This is a genomic window from Butyrivibrio sp. AD3002 (genome assembly GCF_000420905.1).
Lineage (GTDB): Bacteria > Bacillota > Clostridia > Lachnospirales > Lachnospiraceae > Butyrivibrio.
Map to the genome: position 1 here is coordinate 41,180 of NZ_ATVV01000018.1, position 20,756 is coordinate 61,935.

The 20,756-nt window shown below is 41.0% G+C and carries 14 protein-coding genes; all 14 read left to right on the forward strand.

The window, feature by feature from the left end:
• Positions 1-726, forward strand: coding sequence for an IspD/TarI family cytidylyltransferase (locus G596_RS0113075; protein ID WP_022762294.1), 726 nt, complete (start codon positions 1-3; stop codon positions 724-726).
• A gap of 151 nt (positions 727-877) precedes the next feature.
• Entirely contained in the window at positions 878-1,939 is a 1,062-nt protein-coding gene (locus tag G596_RS0113080; RefSeq protein ID WP_022762295.1) for an NAD-dependent epimerase/dehydratase family protein, read from the forward strand.
• 32 nt (positions 1,940-1,971) lie between these two features.
• Positions 1,972-3,162 carry a CDP-glycerol glycerophosphotransferase family protein gene (locus tag G596_RS22135; RefSeq protein WP_022762296.1) on the forward strand — a complete coding sequence of 397 codons (1,191 nt, stop codon included), beginning with the start codon at positions 1,972-1,974 and terminating at the stop codon, positions 3,160-3,162.
• Positions 3,159-3,971 carry a LicD family protein gene (locus G596_RS0113090; RefSeq protein ID WP_022762297.1) on the forward strand — a complete coding sequence of 271 codons (813 nt, stop codon included), beginning with the start codon at positions 3,159-3,161 and terminating at the stop codon, positions 3,969-3,971. The genes G596_RS22135 and G596_RS0113090 overlap by 4 nt, the downstream gene beginning before the upstream one ends.
• A 27-nt stretch (positions 3,972-3,998) precedes the next feature.
• Positions 3,999-6,002 (forward strand): LTA synthase family protein, encoded by a 2,004-nt coding sequence (locus G596_RS0113095; protein WP_022762298.1) that lies wholly within the window; start codon positions 3,999-4,001, stop codon positions 6,000-6,002.
• A 62-nt stretch (positions 6,003-6,064) separates the two neighbouring features.
• The gene (locus G596_RS0113100; protein WP_044928655.1) at positions 6,065-6,820 is read left to right on the forward strand and encodes an ABC transporter permease; all 756 of its coding nucleotides are present in this window, start codon (positions 6,065-6,067) and stop codon (positions 6,818-6,820) included.
• Between the two features lie 17 nt (positions 6,821-6,837).
• The gene (locus G596_RS22140; RefSeq protein ID WP_022762300.1) at positions 6,838-7,776 is read left to right on the forward strand and encodes an ABC transporter ATP-binding protein; all 939 of its coding nucleotides are present in this window, start codon (positions 6,838-6,840) and stop codon (positions 7,774-7,776) included.
• 18 nt (positions 7,777-7,794) lie between these two features.
• The gene (locus G596_RS0113110; protein WP_022762301.1) at positions 7,795-8,991 is read left to right on the forward strand and encodes a CDP-glycerol glycerophosphotransferase family protein; all 1,197 of its coding nucleotides are present in this window, start codon (positions 7,795-7,797) and stop codon (positions 8,989-8,991) included.
• A gap of 35 nt (positions 8,992-9,026) precedes the next feature.
• A complete protein-coding gene (locus G596_RS0113115; protein WP_155829276.1) occupies positions 9,027-10,991 on the forward strand; it encodes a hypothetical protein in 1,965 nt (654 codons plus the stop codon).
• 16 nt (positions 10,992-11,007) lie between these two features.
• The gene (locus tag G596_RS23905; protein WP_022762303.1) at positions 11,008-13,557 is read left to right on the forward strand and encodes a CDP-glycerol glycerophosphotransferase family protein; all 2,550 of its coding nucleotides are present in this window, start codon (positions 11,008-11,010) and stop codon (positions 13,555-13,557) included.
• Positions 13,558-13,623: 66 nt separating this feature from the next.
• Entirely contained in the window at positions 13,624-14,988 is a 1,365-nt protein-coding gene (locus G596_RS22150; protein ID WP_022762304.1) for a polysaccharide pyruvyl transferase family protein, read from the forward strand.
• Positions 14,989-15,307: 319 nt separating this feature from the next.
• Positions 15,308-16,495 carry a right-handed parallel beta-helix repeat-containing protein gene (locus G596_RS0113130; RefSeq protein ID WP_022762305.1) on the forward strand — a complete coding sequence of 396 codons (1,188 nt, stop codon included), beginning with the start codon at positions 15,308-15,310 and terminating at the stop codon, positions 16,493-16,495.
• Positions 16,496-16,680: 185 nt separating this feature from the next.
• Positions 16,681-18,033, forward strand: a complete 1,353-nt coding sequence (locus tag G596_RS22155) for a polysaccharide pyruvyl transferase family protein (protein WP_049944866.1) — start codon at positions 16,681-16,683, stop codon at positions 18,031-18,033.
• Positions 18,030-20,735, forward strand: a complete 2,706-nt coding sequence (locus tag G596_RS0113140) for an Ig-like domain-containing protein (protein ID WP_022762307.1) — start codon at positions 18,030-18,032, stop codon at positions 20,733-20,735. Before G596_RS22155 ends, G596_RS0113140 begins: the two co-directional genes overlap by 4 nt.
• Positions 20,736-20,756 lie beyond the last annotated feature (21 nt).

Sequence of the window (20,756 nt, forward strand, 5' to 3'; positions counted from 1 at the left end):
ATGGCAAACATAGCAATTATTATCGCAGGCGGTTCAGGACATCGCATGCAGCAGGACATTCCGAAGCAGTTTATCAATGTATATGATAAGCCGGTTCTTATGTATACTCTCGAGGGCTTTCAGAAGCACCCTCAGATTGATGCAATAGAACTCGTTTGTATCGATGGATGGCAGGATATGGTATGGGCTTATGCCAAGCAGTTTAATATAACCAAGCTTAAGTGGATCGTACCCGGCGGTGAGAGCGGACAGGAATCCATCAGAAACGGTGTGTTCAACCTTGAAGGAAAAGTAAACGATGACGACAACATCATTATTCATGACGGAATCAGACCTCTTGTTGATGAGATGGTTCTTTCGGATGTCATAGTTGTGTGCTCAAAGCATGGCAATGCGGTTACTTCTCTTCCTTATAACGAGCAGATCTTTGTTGTGAACGATGAGGAAGAGGGTACGACAAAGAAATACATTCCCAGAGAGACACTTAGACGTGTTTCCACACCTCAGGCTTACAAGTTTGGCAAGCTCGACTGGGCATACCATGAGGCATTTGAAAAAGGAATCGGAATTAAGGGAAGCGCCTATACCAACACAATGATGGTTGACCTTGGTGAGAAGCTATATTTTGCAGCAGGTTCTGACAAGAACATCAAGCTCACAACCAAAGATGACCTTGAGATGTTCAAGGCATATCTTAAGTCCGACAGAGATAACTGGCTTAAATAATATTATAAATCCTGTCTTCCCCTTGGGGGATGGAAGAAAGATAAAATATCCTGCCATCCCCTTTGGGGATGGAAGAAAGATAAAATATCCAGCCTTCCCCCAGGGGGGAAGGTGGCACGAAGTGCCGGATGAGGGGATATTGAGGTTACAAATGAACTTATTAATTAACGAACTTTACAAAGAAGACATCAAACACGCAGCAACACTCGACCTACCTTGGGAAAAGCTTTCCGGTAAAACTGTTCTCCTTTCAGGAGCGACAGGCCTTGTGGGAAGTTTTCTGATTGATGTACTTAATTACAGAAATGCAGAATTTGGCAGCAACACAAAAATAATAGCCCTGGGCAGAAGCAGGCAGAGGATCTACGATCGCTTCGGCCTTCAGGGAGACACAGATCTTTTCAAGGCTATAGAGCAAGACGTAAATGACGATCTTTGCCCGGAGCTTTTATCACAGAATGCGGATTATGTGCTGCATCTTGCAAGCAACACACATCCGCTTCAGTATTCAACTGATCCTATCGGAACAATAATCACAAACATCATCGGGCTTCGCAATATGCTTGATTTCGCGGCAGATAAAAAGGCTGAGCGCTTCATTTTTGCGTCTTCGGTTGAGGTTTATGGTGAAAATCGCGGAGATACCGAGAGATTTGCAGAGGATTACCTCGGATACATCGACTGCAACACTATGAGAGCAGGATATCCGGAGAGCAAGAGAGCAGGAGAGGCTCTTTGCCAGGCATACATGAAGCAGAGAGAGCTGGATGTAGTTATTCCCAGACTTTCAAGAACCTATGGACCATCAATGCTTAAGACAGACACCAAAGCCATATCACAGTTCATTAAGAAAGGTGTTGATAAGGAAAACATCGTTCTCAAGTCTGAGGGAAATCAGCTGTACTCCTACAGCTATGTTGCCGATGCCGTAACAGGTGTTTTGTATTGCTTATTCTATGGCAAAAGCGGCGAAGCTTATAACATCGCAGATCCTGATTCCGACATTACACTTAAGGACATGGCAAAGGCTATTGCTGAGTATGTAGGAACAGAAGTTATTTTTGAGATTCCGGATGCCACTGAGGCAGCAGGCTACTCTAAGGCTACCAAGGCAATGCTTGATTCGGCCAAATTAAAAACGCTTGGTTGGAAAGCTGATTATGATATGAAGAGAGGCCTTACGAGGACTATTGATATACTGAGAACGATATGATTTATGTAAAGATTTATTGATGAGGAAATTAAGTGGCAGGAAAAACCTATCGCAAAATTCGAAAATACTATACCAGAAAAGTACTGTATCCATTACTTTTTAATATCCATTCACTTGCGCCTCTCAAGGAAAATAAAGTGGTTTTTCTTGAACTCAGATATCCTGAGTTGTCTGATTCATTCAGGCTGATTTACAAAGAGCTTAAGGAAAAATACAATCTTGACATACATTGTCACTACCTGCATATAGGGACACTCAGCAGGGATGAAGTACATGTTAAAATGATGGATTTCATGAGAGATGCTGCCACAGCCAAATATCTTATCTATAGTGAAGGAAGAGATATTCAGGCTTGTATCAGGAAGAGAAAAGGACAGCGTATATTAAATACATGGCATGGAGCAGGCGCCTTTAAAAGATTCGGTCTCAGCAGAGAGGATAAGTCATCAGGCAGCCTGGAAAAGAGCATTGAGCGTTATCCTGAACATGCTGATTATGATATTGTAACCGTAAGCTCTCCGGAGGTCGTATGGGCTTTTGTGGAAGCTATGGGAAAAGAGAAGAATCCGGGTTGCATAAGGCCATTGGGACTATCCCGCACGGATGTGTTTTATAAAGAAGAATACAAGAAGAAGGCTTTCGAGAATCTGTATAATACGGTTCCGGAGGCAAAGGGTAAAAAGATCATATCCTATGCTCCGACCTTCAGGGGACGTATTACTAAAGCAAGTGCACCTGATAAGATTGATATTGAGAAGTTTTACGAGACACTCGGTGATGAATACATACTTCTTATAAAGCATCACCCGGTTGTGAAAAACAGACCAGAGATACCGCAGGACTGCTCTGAGTTTGCATATGATGTGACAGATACGCTTCCTGTAGAAGATCTGATTTTTGTATCGGATATAATGATCTCTGATTATTCTTCGGTAATATTTGAGTATTCATTACTTGAGAAGCCCATGGTGTTTTTTGCCTATGATCTTGATGAATATTACGATAAAAGAGGCTTTTTCTATGATTATGAAGAGATGACGCCCGGACCGATATGCAAAACGAATGAAGAGATGATAGAATATATCGCCGATATAGATCAGCGTTTTGACAAAAGCATTGTTCATAACTTCAGAGAGAAATTCATGAGTGCATGTGATGGACATGCTACAGAAAGAATAATAGCTGAATTTTTTGAGCCGTCTATTGAAAAATACAGAAAATGAAAAAATTAACATTAGAAGAAATAAAAGCAGTCGAATTTAATATATTGGTGGAATTTCAGAAATTGTGCAATGAACATGATCTGAAATTCTATTTATGCGGGGGGTCTCTACTTGGGGCAATCCGTCATAAGGGCTTTATTCCCTGGGATGATGACATCGATATTTGCATGGCAAGACCTGAATATATGAGACTTGCAGGGCTTGTAAGGGATGAAAAGCTGAATATGCCCGAATGGATGAGAATAGTTTGTTTTGAGAACGGAACATCAAGATTTCCATTCATTAAGGTCCTTGATAAAAGATATGTGGTACACAATGACTTTTTCAAGGACAGTGAAAACGACAATCTCTGGATAGATCTTCTTCCTGTCGACGGAATTCCCGAAAAAGAGGAAGAATCAAAACAATTATTTGACACAGTCACAAAATATCGCAAATATGTTCAGATGAAGTATGTAAGACCCTTTGAGGGTAAGAGCCTTGGAAAAAAGCTTGTAAAACCGGTGCTGTCCGTAATAGCTCATATAATAAATACCGACAGATATAACTATAAAATAGTTGATATGGCAAGGAAGAATGTATATGAAAAGTCTGACTGGGTCGGAATTGTGACAGAGGGTCTTTACGGGACTAAAGAGGCTATTCCAAGAGATGCCTATGAGAAATCCATTGAGGTTGAATTTGAGGGACATAAGTTCTTGGCAACCTCATATTGGCATGAATACCTGACGAATCTGTTTGGTGATTATATGTGTCTTCCACCGGAGGATAAAAGGAAGACTCATGACATGAAGGCATATCAGAGATAAAGCCTTAGTCAAAGCTATGAGAGAACTATGATTAGTATTAAAAATGATAAAGACAGAATTTTCAAATATATTTATGTGCTGATAGTTGTGCTTATTACGGCAATACTGGCACTTAGAGTTACTGATTGGACAGGAAAAAGATATCAGTTGCTATCTCTGCTGTTCTTCGCGTTTTCAGTGACGATTCCCTTTTGGGGCGACCGGGTAAAGGAGGTCGTTAACAAATATTTATTTGTACCCATAATGCTTGTATTTCCGGCAATATGCTTTTTTATTACTGAAAAAGCGATGGATACAGATTTTACTTTTAGTGTGAAATTCAAGTATTTACTTGGTAATTATGCGCTTTACCTGCTGATATTTCTTCTTATATACGCGCTGACATTATCCCTTGGGGTGTCTGTTTGCATTACAGGTCTCTTGTCCGTAATGTTCGGAGTCGGGAATTACCTGGTAATTTTATACAGGCAGATTCCTATTCTTGCCGGAGATATAGCGATTGTAGGAACAGCCATGAATGTCATCGACAGTTATGTGTTCGTTATAGGGATAAGGCAGTTCATGGCGCTTATTTTTTTGCTTTCGTGTATCAGCTTTTGCATATTCTGCTTTCGGAAAAATGATGAGGTTAAGTTCAAAGTACGGGCAGTGATAGCAGCACTGTATCTGGTAGTTTTTTCGGGAAGCTTTTATGTTTTGTTTTTTACGGATTTTCTTCAGAATAACAGGGTGTCAATTAACACCTTTATGCCGATAAAATCCTACAATAAATATGGTGGTATCCTCACACTGGCCAGAAGTGTTCGCATTATGGTTATAGATAAGCCCGACGGATATTCGATAGACGAGCTTAAGGACAGATGCAGCGCATATGAGTCGGATTCTATAAGTGATGATGGTTATGTAAGGCCAAATGTAATTGTTGTTATGGATGAAGCCTTTGCCGATCTGCAGGAATTGGGAGAGCTTAATACGGATATTCCGGTGATGCCTTTTTATGACAGCCTCGAAGAGAACACCATTAAGGGACAGCTGTATGTATCCGTGTTCGGAGGGCAGACAGCCAATTCAGAGTTTGAGTTTCTGACAGGCGATTCGAAGGCATTTTTACCTGCCGGAACGACACCTTTTCAGCTATATATTAAGAGCTTTATGCCTTCCGTTACATCCAATCTGAAGGCGGACAGCTATGGCAGGGTTCTTGCGATGCATCCCTTTAATCCCAGTGGATATAATCGTCAAAACGTTTATAATTATTTGCAATTTGATAGATACATATCTATAAACGATTTTGCGGAAGATGTACCGACCATCGGCGGGCGCGTACGCGATGAGGCTGATTTTGACAGAATCATAGAGGAATACGAGAATGCCCGCAAAGAGAGTGACGAACCCTTTTATATTTTCAATGTGACCATGCAGAATCACAGTCCTTACGATCATGTGTTTGAGAATCTCGATTATGTCGTTGGGATAGAAGATGAAAAATATGACACACAGGAGATAAACTCTTATATAAATCTTGTTCATGAGAGTGACAGAGCATTGGAAAAACTGGTCGGGTATTTTTCGAATGTTGATGAACCGACAGTTATTGTATTCTTCGGAGATCATGAACCGGGATTAAGCAATGGGTTTTATGATACCATTCTCGGGAAGAGCAAAAAGACGCTTACTGATGAGGAATCCTTCAGCCTGTATCATACGTCCTATTTTATATGGGCCAACTATGATATAGATGAAGAAAGCTACAGTAATGCTGATATTAGCGTTAACTATCTTCAGTCGTTGACAATGGAAGTGGCGGGAATGAAGCAAAGCGGATATAATAAGTTCTTAGTTGACCTTATGAAGGATGTTCCGATAATAAATATTAACGGATATCTGGATGCTGATGGGAAGTATTATTCGGTAGACGATGATACATCGAAATACTATGAGCAAATAAAAACGTATCAGTGGCTTAGCTACAATCATCTGTTTGATAAAAAGAACAGGCTGGATGATTTTTTTGAATATAAGGTAGACTAAAGCCGGGTTATAAAAGGTAGGATTTAATGATTGAAGGAACTATAAAAAGAACAACAAAAAATATGCGTAAGTACAAGTTTCTGTTTGAGGAGCTTGTAAAGAGAGATTTCAACCAGAAGTATAAGAGAACGGTACTGGGAATGGCATGGAGTATACTTTCACCTCTGTTGCACCTCCTGGTTATGAAGATGGTGTTTACCAGATTCTTTGGAAGGAATGCTCCGCATTATACAACATATCTGTTTGCAGGAAACATAGTAATGTCATTCTTTAAGGAAGCAACCAAGAATGGCATGGCAAGCTTGATGAAAAATTCCAAGATAATACAGAAGATAAATGTACCCAAATATCTCTTCCTGTTATCAAGGAATGTATCTGCGCTTGTGAATTTCATGCTGACGATGCTGGTATTTTTCCTGTTCTGTATAATTGACAAGATACAGTTTGGCCCGCGTATGTTATTACTTATTTATCCTGTGATCTGTTTGACGATCATGAATGTCGGAATCGGAATGATACTGTCGGCGCTTTTCGTATTCTTCCGTGACATTCAGTATTTGTATGAAGTATTCCTTACACTGCTTACATACTTATCTGCAATATTCTATCAGGTTAGTCGCTTCCCGGAGAAGTTCCAGCCGCTGTTTTTACTTAACCCGGTGTATGTAATGATCAAGTACTTCAGGACAATATGTATAGATTGCATTATACCGTCGCCGCAGTATCACTTATTATGTGCATTTTATGCGCTTTTCTACCTGGCGATAGGTGCGTGGATCTATAAACGTTATAATCATGAGTTCGTGTACTACATGTAAGCTAAGAAGGTAATAATATGGCAATTGTTCAATGTGATAACGTTAGTATCAGATATATAAAAGGTGACCTCAAAGCGATAGGGCTTAAAGAGTATGTTGTAAGAAAGCTTAGAGGCAACTATCATATAAAGGAATTCTGGGCCGACAGAAATGTGACTTTTTCTCTTGAAAAGGGAGATATGCTTGGTATCGTCGGAACCAATGGCGCGGGTAAAAGTACGCTTCTCAAGGCTATTTCAGGAATACTTCTCCCTGTTGAGGGCAAGGTTAAGGTAAAGGGTAATATTGCGGCTCTTCTCGAGCTTGCAAGCGGCTTTGACATGGATATGACCGTCAGGGAAAACACTTACCTTCGCGGAGCCATGCTTGGATATACCAGAGACTTTCTTGATGAGAAATACGATGAGATCATCAAGTTCGCTGAACTGGAGAAATTCCAGGATTACGAGTTTAAGCAGCTTTCAAGTGGAATGAAATCGAGACTTGCATTTTCTATCGCATGTCTTGTAGATCCTGACATAATCATACTGGATGAGGTACTGTCTGTCGGAGACGGTGCATTCAGAAAAAAGAGTGGCGACAAGATGAAAGAAATCCTTGGCCGCGGAATAACAGGTATGCTGGTTTCACATTCCGCTACTCAGGTCAGAGAGCTGTGCAATAAGATGCTGTGGCTTGATCACGGCAAACAGATCGCTTTTACCGATGAAGTTGAACTGTACATGGATGCTTATGAAGAGTTCCTTGTAACCAGGAAACTGCCTGAGAACAGAAGCGATATAGAGAAGCTTGCTGCTGATTTCAAGGTCAGAAAGAAAAAAGAGTCTGAAAACGAGGATTCTGTTTTAAGGAAGATGCTTATGGATGCACCTGATGAAGATGCTGTTAACACAGCAATAGGGTATCTTAGAGAAAAGCATCCTGAGGTCCTTAAGAAGAGTTATCTAAACGGCTGATGGAAAAGAGAAGAGCATATGAAAAGGCTTAAAAAGAAACATGTGGTCAGGTGGATTACAAGGAAAGTTGTATTTCCGCTGGTGTATCACATAAATGCAATAAGGCCAATACAAAAAGATAAAGTACTTTTTATGGAGGGCAGATTTTCAGAAGTAACGGATAATTTTACAGAGATAATCCGGGTTCTTGAACAGGACTACAATCTGGATATCCACTACCATTTCCTTTTGCAGGGATTTGTCTCCAATAAAGAGACCATAAGACGCCAGATAGCGTTTGTGAAGGATGCTGCAACAGCTGCATTTCTTATTTATAACGATGCAAGTGATACGCAGGGAGCTTTTAAGGTCAGAAAAGGTACAAGAGTACTTAATACCTGGCATGGTGCAGGCGCCTTTAAAAAGTTCGGCCTTAGCACAGCTGATAAGATTTTTGGCGGCAGCAGGAAAGAGCAATTAAGATATAATGCCCATCCTCACTATGATTTGTTCACCGTATCAAGTCCCGAGGTTGAATGGGCCTATGTTGAGGCCCTTGGCAAGGAAAAGGATTCTGAAAGCATAAAAGGCGTTGGACTTAGCAGGACAGACGTCTTTTATCGTAAGGAGTACATTGACAGTGCAAAGGATAAACTTATAAGTGAGTTTCCTGAAGCTGCAGGCAAAAAAGTAATACTCTATGCTCCGACCTTCAGAGGAAGAATGAAAAGGGCAGAGACACCGGATGAGCTTGATCTGGAGCTTTTCTATAAAGAGCTTTCGGATGAGTATGTGGTGCTTATAAAACACCATCCTCTTGTGAAAAAGGCAAAGCGTCCGGTAGTGGATGACAGATTTAAGGCATTTGCCAGGGATGTCACTGATACCATGGCTATTTCGGATCTTCTTTGCGTCTCAGATATCTGTATTACTGATTATTCATCACTGATATATGAGTATTCCATTTTTGAGAGACCGATGGTGTTCTTTGCATATGACCTCGAAAATTACTGTGATTGGAGAGGATTCTATTATAATTATGATGAGATGACTCCCGGACCTGTTTGCAGGACCAATGAGGAGATGATTGACTATATTAAAAATGTAGAGGACAGATTCGATAAAAAGGCGGTTCATGACTTTAGAGAGAAATTCATGAGCGGCTGTGACGGTCATGCTACAGAGAGAATTATAGATATGTTTTTTGGTGATCGCATTGAAGCATATAGAAAGTAAGACGGGCAGTACGGTAATTATGGAGGAGAACTGATTTGTCTACGGTTATGATGGTGGCGGGGATATGTATGCTGCTTTGCTGCGGTATGGGATACTATGCTCTCCTGCACACAGAGGGAGAACTAAGTGTTGCGTACTCGGCAATTACGCTTATAGTTGTTTTACAGGTCTTTGGACTGACCGCCGGAATTAGTGCCGGAGCTAAGCTATACTTTGCTCTGTCACTGATAGGATTATTGTTATTTATATTGAAGGGCAGAGACAGAAAAGGTTTCTTTTCCGTAGGAGTTGTTGCTTTTATAGGCTTGTCACTGGCTGGTATTGTCGCTTTTCATGGAGATTTCATACAGACATATGATGATTTTCATCAGTGGGCTGCAGAAGTTAAGTACATGTATGAGAACAATTTTATACCGGTGGATGGAGACTTCATCGGCTCAGCACTTGTTCCGCCGGAAACAAGCTTGTTTTCGGCATTTTTCCAGATCCTGGGAGGATACAATGAAGGATATATGTATTCTTCGGGATTCATGCTGTCAGCTATAGCGGCAGTGCTTCCCCTCCTTAGATTGAAATGGAAGGACTGGTATAAGGGATTATTATATGTTTTGCTGGTTTATGCAGGACTTTTTAGCCTTTATGTTCAGCCCTATAAAAGTCTGTATGTGGATGTTCCCTGCGCAATGTGGGCTGCAGGAACCTGCATGGTTTGGTATATAATAGGCGGTGATAAAACTGATACAGACAAAACCGCTGCATCCGGTAATAAGCTTTTGGGGCTTATCAAAAGATTCAGGAACGGATTATTGATGATACCGCTCCTTGTGTTTGTGGCCAGAATCAAGTGGGGAGTCGGACTTTTAATGTGGCTGTTCACTCTGGCCTTCATTGTTATTGACAGTATTGAGAGGAAAAACGGCAGTTCCATTGGAACGATACTAAAACGCAGATGGAAGCAGGGTGTTGCTATTATTGCAATTGGTATTGTGTTTGTAGCTGCTGTTTGGTTTCTCTTAGGAGAATCCTTTATTCCTGCCAACTTGCACGGAGTTCTGGAGGCACTTACGTTTTCATCAAAAAAGGCAAGACTTACCGCATTATGTTTGCCTTATACAATATTTGAAAAGTCGCTCACCAGTAATCCCAATATGCCCTTCAGGGCAGCACAGGCTACCATAATGATAACAATTATTATGGCAGTGATGGTTTCATGGTGCAAAGAGGAAGCAGAAAAAAGAAGACTGCTTGCTCAGACCATTGCTTTCCCGATTTATATGCTGTTATATATTGCCGGATTATATGTGAGCTATGTTTCCGTCTTTTCATACGAAGAGAGCATAAGAAACGCTACGGGATATAGATATCTGTCGATTGTGGTTGTTTTTGAGTACGTTATCATGTCTGCATTCCTGCTTAGAAGGATTGTCAGTGAGAAACGTTTTGCAGATCAGTCGGAGGGCAGAGCAAAGCGTCTTTCTAATACTTCTTTGCTGGGACTTGCGATTTTAGTCCTTATGATATCTAATTTTAATGAAGACATCATATTCAAGGGATCTTCACTGCACTATTGGGAGAATCCTACCTATGAAAAAATCAATAGGACAAAAGAGCAGGTTGAAGAAATAAAAACTATAATAGGTGAAGATGACAGAGTCTATATGCTCAGTAATGCATATTCTCTTGAGAATATGAATGAATATCCGCTATGTGTTGCACTTTATTATATGGACAAGCAGGTGAGCAATTATCTGAATTCGCCCTGGGAGTTCAATAAAAAGGGAAGCTATACTTTCAATTGCAAAACAGATACTACCATACAAGAATTCCCGGATATGATAAAGACGGGTGGATATACTTATATTTGGATTCATTCCCATGATGAGTTTTTGGATGAATCCTTCAGGGAGATGTTTTATAGTGACATAAAGGCCAACGGTCTTTATAAAGTCAATATTTCCGATGCCGGTGATATCACGCTTGAATTAGTCAGGGAATTATAATTGGAAGAGGATATATATGAGTTTCTTTAATAATAAAAAGGTTAGCGGTAAGAATGTTGTCAGAAGCACCATGCTGGAGAACAGAAGTAAAGCAGGTGCCGTAAAGCTTTGGCTTACCAGAAAATGGCTGTTTCCGTTTTTATATCATCTCTATGCATTAAAGCCGATACAGGAAAACAAAGTAATATTCATGGAAATCAGATTTGGTAATCTCACCGATACATATCAGGAGATTTTCAATGAGCTTGTTTGCAATTACAACATGGATATACACTGCCATTTCTTTAGAGAAGGATTTGTTCTTAAGCCGGCTGAGCTTAAGAGACAGATTGATTTCGTTAAGGATGCCGCAACCGCAAAATATCTGATCTACAATGATAGCAGCAATACACAGGGAAGTTTCAAAGTAAGAAAGGGCACGAAAGTCCTTAATACCTGGCATGGAGCAGGCGCCTTCAAAAAGTTTGGCAACAGTACCATAAAGAAGATATTCGGAGGTACTGAGAAAGACAGAGCTACATACAAGCTTCATCCGAAGTATCACACTGTTACAGTCAGCAGCCCGGAGGTTGAATGGGCCTATATCGAAGCAATGGGTATGGAATATAACTCTCAGTGCGTAAAGGGTATAGGAATAAGCAGAACGGACGTATTTTATAAGGAATCCTTTATAAACGCCGCTAGGGATCATTTCTATGATATTCTGCCTCAGGCAAAGGGCAAGAAGGTGATTTTGTATGCACCTACCTTCAGAGGTATGCCCAGAAGTGCTATAACTCCGGATATGCTTGAAATCGGTAAATTCTATGAGAAGTTCAAGGACGAGTATGTTCTTGTTTATAAGCATCATCCTCTTGTAAAAATCCGTCCCACAATTCCTACGGACTACAGGAAATTTGCGGTGGATCTTACGGATGATATGAGCATTTCAGAGCTTTTATGCGTAACGGATATCTGTATTACGGACTATTCTTCTCTGATATTTGAGTTCTCAATATTTGAGAAGCCCATGATCTTCTTTGCATATGATCTGGCCAACTATTTTGACTGGAGAGGTTTCTACTACAATTATGATGAGCTGACACCCGGACCGATCTGCTACACCAATTCAGAGATGGTTGATTATATTGAGCATATAGATGAGCGCTTTGACAGGGAAAAAGTTCATGCATTCAGGGAAAAATTCATGAGTGCCTGTGACGGACATGCTACTGAGAGAATCATGAAGGAATTCTTTGGGGATGATATAGAGCAGTTCAGAAGACCTGCCCCTGTTGAAGGAGACTTCTGTGATCTGCCGGATGCAAAAATTCTGTTCAGGGATGAGAAAAAGCGCATTGATCGAATGAAAAAGCTCATGAATAAAGCAGCTTCGGCATACAGGAAGGCTGCAAAGCAACCTGTTATTGAAAATCGCGTAGCATTTCTGCCTGATGAGGCCTCCGACTGGGATGTTTTCTATTCTCTTGAAAAGGTATTAAAGGAGAATGAGGGTCAATACGAAATCATAAAGGATGTTACATATAACGCTAAAAACATTGAGAGCTTTGTAAGCAAGCTCGCCGGAGCAAAAGTAATATTCTGCTCCGGAGAGCCTTATATCCTCAGAATGATCGAGCTTCGTGAAGAGACAAAGCTTATTCAGATCAGCCCTGAACTTATTCCTTTATATCCCAAGTGGATAAGCTCTAAGGAAATAATCAGTGGATACAACGTTGAGGAGAATAGGTATTTCCCTATACGTTCAAAGTATAATGCGGTTATGGGAAGCGCAGAGAAAGACAATGAGCTTTTCGCTAAGAATTATAAGCTTGCCGAGGACGGAAAGGTTGTTAATATAGGTAATATAACAACAGATATGCTCTTCGATGAGGAGTTCAAGGCAAATGCCAGAAAGCGTCTTGAGACAATCTGCCCCTATTCTACCGGCAAGAAAATAGTTCTGTTCCTTTGCAAGGACAGAGAATCCGCTGTCGGATATCTTAACAGAGTCATGACAATGATGCATGAGGCCTATGCCAGAGAGTATGTATGCGTCGGAATGGTCTGCGACGGTAAACCAGGAAGAAGACTTGAGATATCCGAGTATTTGGAGGGATTCGCTTTTGATCCCAGATTCGTTCTTGCACAGCGCGTAGCTCAGCAGGAGGCCGATAGCCTTGACGGTGATGCTATGCCCGATTCCGCAGGCGGAGTCAGGATGGATAAGATTGACTGGAAAAATGTGGCACCTATTACCCATACAGAGGCTATCGCCATTGCTGACATAGTGGTTGGTGATTATTGCAGTCAGATGTTTGAAGCTGCAATTATTAAGAAGCCTTTGTTTATATGGACTCCCGACAGAATTACTTTTGGCAGGGAGCAGGAGTTCTATTTCGATTATGACAATCTTTTACCTGAAATAACCTGCAGCAGTAACGCGGAACTTTTGCAGAAGGTCAATGATATTGATAACTACGATTATTCTGCCCTTGAGCGTTTCTGTGAGAGATACATATCAAATTGTGATGGTAATACATCCGTAAGAGTTAAAGAGATTCTGGAAAATTTGATGAAGAAATAATCACTATTAAACAGACCGGTCTGAGTCAGATTAAAACACCGGTTTATTGATGAGGTGCAATACTTTATGAAAAAAATCTTAGTCAGGGGAGGTATGTCTCCCTTCGATAAATATGATGTCAGTGACATCATTCTGAATAACCGCTTTGGAACCAACGCGGGCAATATGGTGTATCTCTATGGTGTTTACAGATCCATCATGACAGGCGAAGATGTTCAGATCGATGTGGACAGATATATAATAGAACGCGGTCACAGCACGGAAGAGGATATTAAGCGTATCAATGAAGAATATTCCATGTACATCATTCCTCTTGCAGATGCCTTCAGAGATTCGTTTATCAATTGCCTTAATGCGCTTACAAGAGCTATTCGCAAGATGACGATCCCGGTAGTAATCGTGGGCGTTGGTATGAAGATCGGAATAAGTGACAGCATTAACGATGAACATCCCTGTGATCAGGCTGTTAAGGATTTTGTTTCTGCTGTTCTTGATCATTCATCCATAGTTGGTGTCAGAGGAGAGATTACAGGCTCTTACTTAAAGAGACTCGGCTTTAAGGAGGGCACCCAGTTTACACCAATCGGATGTCCCTCACTTTATCTGCATGGTGCTAATTTAAAGCTCAAGAGACTTACCAAGGAGATTAATAAGGATTCCGGCATCATTGTTAATGCCAGCATGCTCAGCACGGAGAACATTAACAGATTCCTCAGGAGAATTCTGACTGAGTATCCCAATGCCACGTTCATTCCGCAGCTTGTCAGAGAGCTTCGTGAGATGTATCTTGGAGCAATTTACCGCAAGGAGGATACGGCATATCCGATTCGTACAACGGATGAAGTTTTCACGAGTGATAAGGCAAGATTCTTTGTAAATGTACCCAGCTGGTTCGATTATGTTAAGGACAGGGATCTTAGTGTCGGAGCCAGAATGCATGGCAACATAGCGTCAATTAACTGCGGAATTCCTTCGGTGCTTCTTGTTAAAGACGGCAGAATGAAGGAGCTTATCGATTATCATAAGCTTCCTCACGCCACACCGGATGTTATTGATGATAATACGACACTTGAGGAGATAGTCGGAAGAACCAATCTCTACAGCATTGAGGATGTTCATGAAGCTAACTTCAGACATTATGTGGACTTCCTTGAGCAGAATAACATTGATTCTGTATTTAAGGGATATAACTCTCCGGAGAAGACCATTTTTGATGAAAAGATCAGTCAGATTACCTGGGATGAGCCCATTACTCCGATTCTCACCTGTGATGAGGCTGAGCGAATCCGCAGAATCGAGGAATACCTTGATTATGAAGAAGGCTACATTGAGGAGCTCAAGGAGAGGATAAGGATTCAGAACAGAGTTCTGAATCGCTACAAGAAATATCTTCCCGGTTTTGTAACCAAGAAATTTGAAAAATTGAATTGAATGAAAATACTCTTATTGATGAAAAAGGGTGAAATAAAAAAGCTTTCCTGAAAGTGATTTTGGGAAAGCTTTTTCATATCTGTATTAAAAAATGATTTAAGTTTAAACAGAATATTAAAAGAGCATTAAATAGGGAGTAGGGTGATTGACGGATGTCATTTTGTCTGTGAGAATGTAAATAGTATTTAGTTTAAAAATGTTAAAGAAGCACGTAAATATGATTATAAAACGGATTGATTAAAAAACTATCCTGTATACGAGATCGGAAGTACAAAAAGTACCTGATTTTAGAGAGGTTGAACAAAGGAGGTTAAATCTTATGAAGGGAACTCTAATTAAGAACAGTTTAAAGGTGACACTTGCAGCAGCCAGCATGAGTTTTATGCTTATGCTGACAGGCGGATTGACGGCTAAAGCAGAGGAGGTTGTTGCAGTTCCGTTTGAAAAGATGACAGATGAGGACTTACATAAAGCACCTGGTTGGGAAACCAGAAATATGACAAATAATAAAACCAATTGGGTGTATAGCAATTATATTCGTGATTTACTTTCGAAGTATGATACTATTACCTTTAAATCAGGAGAAACATTTAACCTTGAGTATGCAATTAATATCCCTTCAGGCAGAAACATTACCATCAATGCTGAGGGTGCTACTATTAATATCACAAATACCCAAAAGGGAGCTGTAGCTAATGCGGACTTCACAAAAGGTGGTTATGGTGCTATTGCTGGACTGACTATTAATGGTGGAATTTGGAAATCTACTGATTCTAGCGGCGGAAAAACAAGTGCATTTAAGATTGCTCAGGGAAAGAACATTACGTTAAAGAATATGACTATTGAGTGTGCAAATGCCGGAAGCCATTCCGTAGAAATTATTGCCTGCAAGGATGTTCTTATAGAAAACTGTAAGATTACTCCTCTCGGAAGCAACAACGGCAAGGAAGAACAGCTTCAGATTGACCTTGCTTCTCCCGCTACCGCAGGCAATGTTCTTTCAGGAAAAGCACTTGATGGCTCAACCTGCCAGAATGTACAGATAATCAACTGTGAAGTAACCGGAAACAGAGGCATCGGTATCAATGCAGACGTTAAGAATGCTAAGGGTGCAGGCAAGAAGGACAGAGGTAAATATCAGAACAAGTACCACAAGAATATTACAATATCAGGCTGCACAATTACAGGTAACAAGGCAGAAGGTCTTATGGCTTACAATATCATCGGACTGAAGGTTACAGGTAATACTATCATAAGTAAGGCTTCCGCTAAGAAGGCTAACTATTCATCAGGTATCCATGCTCTCAACCAGGGAGGCGGTAACAAGATGACTGTTACTATCCAGAACAACACTGTTGAAGGCGGAAAGCAGGCGATTTTCGTAGGCTCAAACGGAGCTAAGATAAAGAAGGCTACAGTAACAAACAACACTGTATCCAACCACAGTAAGAATGCAGTTGTTGCAGTAGTAGGCTGCAAGTCTCAGAAAGTTAAGGGAAATAAATAATAGCTGCAAACAATCACAATAAATCCTAATATGTTTATTTTCGGAAAATCGATGGCCCTCCGGTCATCGATTTTTTCTGCTGTTTAAGGAGAACTTTTTATTACTTATAAACTTTGGTACAATGGTTTGGTATAGAAAAAATTGTTGAGGACATTATTATAGTGAGAATTCTGATAAGAGGGGGTATGTCCCCATTTGATAATTTTAGCGCCACTAAGGAGATACTGGAGGATACTTTCGGCGGTAATGCCGGGAACATGGTGTATCTGTACAGTATTTTCCGAATCCTCATGACTGAAGGCACCGAGATAGATCTGGACTATTACAGACCAGAGAGAGGACAGACGAGCAGCAGAGAGATTGATGAGATCAATGAAAAGTACGATCTTTACATCATTCCTCTTGCTGATGCTTTCAGAAGCAGCTTTGTACCCAGCCTAAAGCGACTGACTAATTTTGTTGAAAAGCTGAAAATAAGGGTTGTCGTAATCGGTTCCGGTATGAAGATTCCAATGGGAGAGGATGTCACCGAGGCTCATTCCTATGACAAAGAGGTTAAAAGATTTGCTAAGGCGGTTCTGAAAAGATCTGCCATTTTTGGCGTGCGCGGAGAAAATACTGAAAAATACTTAAAGAACCTTGGCTTTTCAGGTAGTGAAGTAAGGGCAATAGGCTGTCCTTCACTCTATTTTCACGGATCGCAGCTGCCCTTAAGAAGTGTACCGCAGGATTTTGGCAAGCAGTCGAAGCTGATAGTTACCAACAGCATGATTACAAGTGCTGAGATACATGAATTTATGCGTAAGATTACGGATTCATTCGACAACTTCGTATTTGTTCCGCAGCTTAGAAGAGAGCTTAATGAGCTCTACTATGGAATGCCCTACAGAGCTAAGGGCTATCCTTATCCCATAAACATCAGCGATAAGATATTCAGAGCCGGGAAAGCAAGATTCTTCCTTAATGTTCCCACATGGATTGAACACAATAGCAAGGCTGACCTTAGTGTAGGTCCCCGTCTTCACGGCAATATCGCTTCAATGCTGGGAGGGACGCCTTCACTGATTTTGATGAAAGATGGCAGGATGCAGGAACTTGTGGATTTCCATAACCTTACCCATATTTCGATGAATGATCTTAAGCCGGACACGGATCTTATTGATATCGTTCATAAGTCTGATTTTAATTCCATAAATAGCGTTCATGAGGCGAATTTCAGGAATTTTGTGGATTTTCTTAAAGAAAACCGGGTTGCGAGTATCTATGATGACGTTGATCATGCGGAGAATACGCCTTTTGATAAGAGGATAAAGGAGATTGAATTCAATGATCCTGTAATTCCGTATTCTGCATGCGATATGGAAGAGATCATCAAGAGATGCAACGAGTTTTTCCCTGCACAGGAGAAGTACATAAACGGACTCCACAGGGACAGCGCTTACAAGCGCGCATATGAGAGGTTTATGCCTGGGTTCATCACGGATGAGGAAGGCTGGGGCCATAAATTTATTATGAAAAGAGCGGGGTATAAGGAGTGATTAAGAAAAAAAGTTTTATCAGCTTGATTCTGGCGGCTACTCTGGCCATGGGACAGTTCGGAGTTATCGGAACAAATGTCAGGGCAGAGGAAGGGCTTCAGAGTGTAACAGATGGGAACGCAGCATCAGAAAATGAAGATAAAGCGGAGGGAGAGCAGAGTACTTCCGGTTTAGAGACGGAGCAGAAGGATGCTGATGAAAATACTGATGACGCAGAAGCTAAGGAGACCTTGGCGGATGATACAGAGGATGCCACAGAGGATACAACAGAAGATATAATCGTAAATGACGATGCCGGCGAAGACGAGAATTTAGAGGTTTCCGATGGGAATGCCGATACTTCCGAAGAGAATAAGGAAGAGGATCCCCATACCTACACCACTGAATTTGACTATGAGGATGAGGTGGACGGATTCGGTATAACAATTCATGCCGATAAGGGAGTGCTGCCGGATGGAGTTACAGTTACGGTCAGGCATCTGTCCGAGGATGAGGAAAAAGAACTAAGCGGGGCTATCAATGATAAGTGCAACGATTCCCTTTTTTATTCATCATCCTTTGATATAAGCTTTTTTGATGAAGAGAATAATGAAGTTCAGCCCAAAGACGGTGATGTAAAAGTATCCTTTGATGTGTCACGAGATATGGTGGCAGAGGCTGACGGCTGCGGTGTTTCAGATATCAGCGTAATGCATTTTGACAGTGATTCGGAGTGCTCTCCTGTTAAGGCAGAGAATGAAGAAGAAAATGCGGATAATCCCTTTGGTGATAGCCCGGATACCGAAGTTTATCACGATGAGGATGGCAATCTTGTCGATATGCCGATGGTTTTAAACTCGCATTCTAAAGCGGAGCATACCATGAGTGTCAGCTTTGATGCGGATTCCTTCTCAGTATATAGCCTTGTGCTGGCGGCAACTTATACATTTGAACCTGAAGCCTACGGAACAGAGCAGATTATTGAATTGAATGATGCGGAAGCTCTCATGAACGATTTTGACGATTATGTTCAGCAGGCATTTACATATGCAGCTAAGAATGCTTCGGCTAATGAGAAGTACCGCGTAAGACTTCCTCAGAACGGAAAATATATACTGGTAAAGCCTGAGAAAGCTTTAAGACTCGGCAGCAATACAACTTTTGATTTAAATGGAAGCTATATCCTGAACGGAAGATGCTGGGGTATGATCATTGGTGCAAAGGGCGCCGCAGATGATAAGAGCGGCTATGGCGGCTTCAAAAACATGGCGATTGTCAACGGAACAATAGATGCGAATGCCTTCTCTTTCAGTGACCAGGGTTTTGTAACAGTAAAATTTGCCCATATCACAGGCCTTACCATAGAAAATGTATCATTTCCCAATTCAAGAGGACATAGCATAGAGATAGCGGCTGCAAAGGATGTAAAGGTAAATAGGTGCAGCTTTGAGCATTATACATATCCCGGAAGTCCCAATGATGAAGCAGTAAACATCGACGCTGCCCATGAGGACTGGATATCACTTGGATCGGATTCTGATCCTACACTTATGGGACCTTTTGATGATTATTGCTGCATGAATGTAGAGGTCTCAAATTGTACCTTCAATGATGTCTACAGAGCTATAGGAAGCCACAACTCAATCGTAGGACATCATCATAAAAACATTACAATACACGACAATCTCATAAGTAATATAACCAACCATGCTATTGGATGTCCTCATTACGTTGATTCGAAGATTTACAACAATATGATAACTAATGTGGGCCGCGGAATTGATTCTGTTGTAGAGGGCTATGCTATTGCAGAGGCCGATGACAAGAATTCATCAGACGAAAACTTCAATGCCAACCTTGAGATAACAGGAAATACAATTACCATGGGCACTGCTATCAATACCGGATATCCTTACGGAATAAGGGTAGGCGGTATGTTAACCAATGGGTCCACAGAGATTGATAACGGAACTTACTATACATCAGGTTATCATATAACAGGCAACACTCTGGAGGGCTTTGAGGCAGGCGTCTACATACGCTATGCGAGAGGTTCAGAGATAAATAACAATGCAGCCAACAACTGCAAGAACGGTTACGATGTAACCAATGCATCAGAGATAAACACCTTTTATGCAAATAAGGTTAATAATTCCACGGAAACCGGTATTCTTGTACGGGATTATTCAAAAATATTCAGTACCGATGGCAATGAAGTTATCACCAATGCAGATGAGCCTATAAGTGTTCAGGATGGCGCCAGTGCAGTATTTTATCTTGATCCCAAATATGTTCTCGGTATCGGCGAGGCGATAATGCCAAGATTCTATTGCGGAGAGAATGAGGTCACTTTCACCAGCAGTAAGAAATCCGCTGTTAAGGTAACCCAGACCGGTAAGCTCAAGAGCAAGAAGAAAGCGAATGTGGTTGTAACCGCGACACAGGATGGCTGCACAGCTTCGATTAAGGTGAATTCCAAGAAAGCACCAAAGCTGGTAAAACTTCCTAAAAAGAAGACTATTAAGAAGGGTAATACCTACCAGTTAAATCCTAAGGTTAACTCAGGATCGGCTTGCAATAACTACAAGTTTAAGAGTGACAACAAGAAAATAGTAAAGGTCACTTCCACAGGCCTTGTAAAAGCCAGGAAAAAGGGAAGAGCCATAATAACCGTAACTGCCTACAACGGAGTTAAATCAACAATAGTAATAAATGTTAAATAATACTGTGAGCACTTAACATCA

Bases quoted from the DNA above. Each gene is read 5' to 3' on its own strand.
- G596_RS22155 (WP_049944866.1), top strand. From the start codon at position 16,681: ATGTCCCCATTTGATAATTTTAGCGCCACTAAGGAGATACTGGAGGAT.
- G596_RS0113080 (WP_022762295.1), top strand. From the start codon at position 878: ATGAACTTATTAATTAACGAACTTTACAAAGAAGACATCAAACACGCA.
- G596_RS22140 (WP_022762300.1), top strand. From the start codon at position 6,838: ATGGCAATTGTTCAATGTGATAACGTTAGTATCAGATATATAAAAGGT.
- G596_RS0113095 (WP_022762298.1), top strand. From the start codon at position 3,999: ATGATTAGTATTAAAAATGATAAAGACAGAATTTTCAAATATATTTAT.
- G596_RS0113090 (WP_022762297.1), top strand. From the start codon at position 3,159: ATGAAAAAATTAACATTAGAAGAAATAAAAGCAGTCGAATTTAATATA.
- G596_RS22150 (WP_022762304.1), top strand. From the start codon at position 13,624: ATGAAAAAAATCTTAGTCAGGGGAGGTATGTCTCCCTTCGATAAATAT.
- G596_RS0113075 (WP_022762294.1), top strand. From the start codon at position 1: ATGGCAAACATAGCAATTATTATCGCAGGCGGTTCAGGACATCGCATG.
- G596_RS0113110 (WP_022762301.1), top strand. From the start codon at position 7,795: ATGAAAAGGCTTAAAAAGAAACATGTGGTCAGGTGGATTACAAGGAAA.
- G596_RS0113130 (WP_022762305.1), top strand. From the start codon at position 15,308: ATGAAGGGAACTCTAATTAAGAACAGTTTAAAGGTGACACTTGCAGCA.
- G596_RS0113100 (WP_044928655.1), top strand. From the start codon at position 6,065: ATGCGTAAGTACAAGTTTCTGTTTGAGGAGCTTGTAAAGAGAGATTTC.
- G596_RS23905 (WP_022762303.1), top strand. From the start codon at position 11,008: ATGAGTTTCTTTAATAATAAAAAGGTTAGCGGTAAGAATGTTGTCAGA.